At 30.6% G+C, this 5,138-nt stretch carries 4 protein-coding genes; all 4 read right to left on the reverse strand.

Features of this window, described 5'->3' with window-relative positions; all coding sequences use genetic code 11:
• Window positions 1–194: 194 nt before the first annotated feature.
• Window positions 195–1,475, reverse strand: a complete 1,281-nt coding sequence (locus tag WBG30_RS07915; RefSeq protein WP_424504103.1) for an adenylosuccinate synthase — start codon at window positions 1,473–1,475, stop codon at window positions 195–197.
• 257 nt (window positions 1,476–1,732) lie between these two features.
• Window positions 1,733–2,449 carry a tRNA (guanosine(46)-N7)-methyltransferase TrmB gene (gene trmB / locus WBG30_RS07920; RefSeq protein ID WP_424504104.1) on the reverse strand — a complete coding sequence of 239 codons (717 nt, stop codon included), beginning with the start codon at window positions 2,447–2,449 and terminating at the stop codon, window positions 1,733–1,735.
• Between the two features lie 1,030 nt (window positions 2,450–3,479).
• Entirely contained in the window at window positions 3,480–4,790 is a 1,311-nt protein-coding gene (locus WBG30_RS07925) for a 3-deoxy-D-manno-octulosonic acid transferase (RefSeq protein WP_424504105.1), read from the reverse strand.
• 22 nt (window positions 4,791–4,812) lie between these two features.
• Window positions 4,813–5,138, reverse strand: a 326-nt coding sequence (locus tag WBG30_RS07930; protein WP_424504106.1) for an EamA family transporter, incomplete at its 5' end; no start/stop codon positions are given.

Genomic DNA, 5,138 nt, shown 5'->3' on the forward strand with positions numbered 1-5,138 from the left:
ATACTTTTGAAGAAGCTTATTTTTTAAGCTCCTTTTTGCATATACTTTTTTATTTATATTATCCTTTGAAATAAATTTTTTACCGAAAATTCTTTATCATTTGACTAAACAATTTATTTTTTTTGCATATCTTGAAATTTATAATTTCCTAAATAACAAAAAAAGAAGGTAGCTTTCGCTACCTTCTAAATAAATTAGAATTCTTTTCTAAATATATTTTGAGTTCTGTCTGGACCTACTGAGATCATAGTGATTTCACATCCAATTATTTCTTCCATTCTAGCTACGTATTTTTTACAGTTTTCAGGTAATTCATCATACTCTCTCATTCCTGTAATATCTTCAGACCATCCTGGTAATGTTTCATATACAGGTGTCGCTTTTTCAGTCATCTCAATAGCTGCTGGTATAGTAGTCCATACCTTTCCATCTATTTCATAACCTACACATATCTTTAATTCATCCATTCCACTTAATACGTCTATCTTTGTTACCACTACATCTGTAAGACCATTTACCATTACAGCATACTTACCTACTACACCATCTAACCATCCACATCTTCTTGGTCTACCAGTAGTTGCACCAAATTCTCTTCCAACTGCTCTTAATTTTTCTCCTGTTTCATCATTTAATTCAGTGATGAAAGGCCCTTCTCCTACTCTAGTAGTGTATGCTTTCATAACACCGATTACTCTATCGATTTTAGAAGGGGCTACTCCTACACCTGTAGTTACTCCACCAGCAGTTGGTGAACTAGAAGTTACATATGGATAAGTTCCAAAGTTGATGTCTAACATCATAGCTTGAGCTCCCTCAAACATTACGATTTTACCATTATCTAGTGCTTCATTGATTTCAGGAACAAAATCAGCAATTCTATGCTTTAATAAATTAGAATATTCAGTAAAATCTGCCATGACTTTATCATAACTCATAGCTTCTGTATTATAAATTTTTGTGAATAATTCATTTTTTTCATCTAAGTTTATTTTTAATTTTCTTCCAAATGCTTCCATATCTAATAAATCTACTGCTCTTATTCCGCATCTAGCTATTTTATCAGCATAACAAGGTCCTATTCCTCTTTTTGTTGTTCCTATCTTGTTTTCTCCTCTAGCTTCTTCCTTTACAATATCTAATTGAACATGGTAAGGCATGATAAGATGAGCTCTATCAGAGATAAATAAGTGATCTACCTTGGCTCCTTTTTCCTCTAAAGTTGATAACTCGTGTAATAATACTTTCGGATCTACTACTACTCCTGGCCCAATTACACATTTTCCATTCCCGTGTAACATTCCTGAAGGTAATAAGTGAAGAACAAATTTCTCCCCATCTACTACTACTGTATGACCTGCATTGTTTCCACCTTGGAATCTAACTACATAATCTGCCTTATGTGCTAATACATCGATAATTTTACCTTTACCTTCGTCTCCCCATTGTGTTCCTACTACTACATAACTTGCCATGATCCACCTCTTCATTAGATTTATTTTAAATATTTAAACGTTCCAATACAGAGATCTAAACGTCTCTGACTTTCACAGAATAAAATATTATTTAATTATTTACTATCTTTTTTTCATGAATTTATTTAAATGTTAAGATCAAAACCTTTTTCTTTATCACAGAGATTCACCGAGGTTAGGTAAGAGGTTCACTGAGGTTTCTCAGTATACTCTCTTTTTTCCACTCTGTGTATCTCCGTGTCCAAGCTTTTATTTTTCTATTTATTTTCTGATCTCTTTATTTCGATATAATTAATATTCTTTTGATGCTTATATGTAAATAGACTTTCGAATTCAGTCATTATATTTTCTTCCGCAAGTGGACTGTTATGAAGATCAGCAGTATGATATACCACTTCATATCCTTCTACTTCTGGCATAAATTCTAATACATCTGCATAATATTTATCATGATCTGTTTTAAAAAATAACCTTCCATCTTTAGCTAAAATTTGATCTAATAATGCAAATAACTTTGGTTGAAGGATTCTATTTTTTTCTTTTCCTTCCCATGGGTCTGGAAAGTTAATATACAGTCCTGCCATCTCTTCTACACCTATAAAGTTAGTTATCTCTTCACCACGTCTTTTTATAAATAATAAGTTATCTAGTCCTAACTTTTCAGATCTTCTAGCTGAAAGAACCAGTCTTTTGAATCTTATTTCCAAAGCCATATGATTTCTCTCTGGGTATCTTACACACATATCGTTGGCAAACATCCCACTTCCAGAACCAATTTCTAAATAAATAGGATTTTCATTTTTAAAATATTCATTCCATTTACCCTTATATGAGTCCATAACTTCCTTGTCATACATAATATGATTTGGGTGTTCTGCTAACTTTACCATATATGGATTATAATGTCTTCTTTCATAATTAAAAAAGTGTTTCCACATATCTCCTACATTATTATCTTTTTTTATATTCGACATCTTGCCTCCATTTTTTATCAACAATACTTTAAATCATGTTTATTGTTATATATATGTTTTTTTACTTATTTTTTAATATTTTTGTCTTTATCATTTTCAGTACATTTCAGTATACTAAAATTTCCATATTCTGTCAATATCACTCTTTAAAACTAAGGTGAAAATATTTTTCATCACAAACTCCTCTAATGAATAAAATACTTCAGAATTTTTTTCCACCAAGGGTATACGAATATTAAATGCAAATCAAATAAATATTTTGCCGTACGGGTAATTCATGAATTACCCCTCCATAGCCTCTTCCGTGTATCGTTGTCTGAGCGCAGTCGAAGATAACATCCGCGTTCCTTTTTTTCCTCAGTGTATCTCCGTGTCCAAGTTTTTCTTTTATCTTTCAACTATACACTTTCAACTTTTCATTTTCTTTTTTCCTTTTTTTCTCTTCTCACTTTAAAAAACCCTCTTATTCCCCTCCTAAGGCCTCCTAAAAGCTTTCTTTATAAATTGCACCTCTACAAACAAAACAAGGCAAATAAGAAGACCTTCAACCCTTTGAAAACATTGGGATTGAGAGGCAATAAACGCGAAAGGCCACTCAGGAGCCTTAAGGGGGTTAGAAATAGCCTTAAAGGTAGCGTGAGTGGCCTTGTTTTAGTTAAATTTTACTGCTTTATCATAATTCCCTGGAATTCATAGAGTTTAAACTTTTCTTTTTGACACAGATTACATATCTCTTTCAACGCAGAGACACAGAGGTCACTGATATGAACAGAGTTTTTTTATTTTTGTTTAAAACCCTATTTCTTTTTCTGGATGTTATCCTAATGTCTTTAACTCTAAAGTTATAATCGTCCTGCTTTTCTTTGGTTCGTTTCTTTTTCAGAAAAAAAGTAAATGAACCCAGTTAAGGATGGAATCCTTAGAACTTTAGTTTTGTCACGAATTACACAAATGTAAAACATCTTACTGCTACAACACAGAAGTCTTTGTTTTTGATACATAACTGAAACTTAGAGTTAAAACCTAAAATTTATTTTCCCATTATCTTTTCAAAAGTCAAATCCACTACACGGCTGTTTTCTTCAAAGAACTTATCTATCCTATCTTCTATATCAATATTAATATTATTTTCTTTTTCATTACTATCTCTTGATATTTCCTCTTTAAATTCATAATTCTTAATTGCTCTATAGAGTCCTTCTACACCATCGACCTGAATACCTATCTCTCTAGCTATTATTTCCTTTGCAATACTCCTTACATTTTGGATAAAAGGCCCAAAAATAGGAGGTTTTCTATAAAATAGTGGTTCTAATAGACTATGTCCTCCTACATCCACCATAGTTCCACCTACATATGCTATATCTGCAATTGCATATAATTTACGTAGTTCTCCTATCTTATCTACAATTATTATATCTAAATCTTTCATAGGTAATTCTTGAATTACCTCTACACCGTCTTTTTCTTCTTCTGGGTATATATCTGTCCACTTTTGATAATTATATTTCTGTAATAACCTTTGGCATATATCCGTCGTTCTCTCTATGTGTCTTGGCACCAATATCAAAAGATAATCGTCTAATTTATCAAAAACTTCCAACAAATACTCTTCTTCATCATTTCTTGTACTTCCCGCTACTATTATTTTTTTACCTTTTCCATTTATTTTTTTCCTTAAATCAACTAGTTCTCTTTTTTCATATTTTGGCAATTCAATATTAAATTTTAAATTTCCATAATTATAAACTTTATTTTTAGGAGCTCCAAGAGATATTATTCTTTTTTTATCTTGTTCAGTTTGCATAATAAATATATCGATTTCACAAAATATCTTTTTCAATAAGAATTTTATCCTTGTATATGATCCTATACTCCTATCTGATATCCTTCCATTTATCAAGACTACCTCTGATTTTTTAGAACATAAAAGAATTAAGTTGGGCCATATCTCCGTTTCTATAATTACTAATTTTTTTAAAACTATCTTACTCAAAATTTTATTTATACAAAAATAATCATCTAAAGGAAAAAATAAAAGATCTACCCTAGTCTCTTCTTTATATTTTTTTCTAGCTGTTTCCATTCCAGTATCAGTCATCATAGTTAAAATAATTTTTTCTTGTGTTTTATCCAAAAATTTATTTATTATAGGTTCAGCTAAATTGACTTCTCCTACAGACGCACAATGAATCCATATAGTCTCTTTTTTTTCATTTATATCTATCTTTTGAAACATTCTTTTTTTTACAAATTTTCTTAATTTATTAGAAAATATCATTCCTATTCCTAAAGGAATATATAATATTGTTCGTATCAAATTATATAAAATTTTTCTCATCCCCTATCGCCTATGGCAAAATTTATAATTTTTCTATTTTAAACTTTTTTTTATAATTCCCCTTTATACTAACCAATACTATTCCTATAAATATTAAACTTCCACCCAATACTATAGCAACACTAAATGGTTCTCCTAAAAATAATACTCCACATATTCCAGCTATAAATATTCTACTAGAAGATATCAGGCTACCCTCTAGAGCCTTCACGTACTTAAATCCATTAGTTACAGTATATTGCCCGAGATAAGAAAACACACCCATCCCCAATAAAACTAACCATTCTCTATGTGTTGGCATCTTAAATTGATATCCAAAAGGAATCAAGGTCATAACCACTCCTATAC

Source organism: Psychrilyobacter sp. (assembly GCF_049671765.1).
GTDB lineage: Bacteria > Fusobacteriota > Fusobacteriia > Fusobacteriales > Fusobacteriaceae > Psychrilyobacter.

Coding starts and splice junctions, on each gene's coding strand:
- trmB (WP_424504104.1), bottom strand. CDS start 2,449: ATGTCGAATATAAAAAAAGATAATAATGTAGGAGATATGTGGAAACAC.
- WBG30_RS07915 (WP_424504103.1), bottom strand. CDS start 1,475: ATGGCAAGTTATGTAGTAGTAGGAACACAATGGGGAGACGAAGGTAAA.
- WBG30_RS07925 (WP_424504105.1), bottom strand. CDS start 4,790: ATGAGAAAAATTTTATATAATTTGATACGAACAATATTATATATTCCT.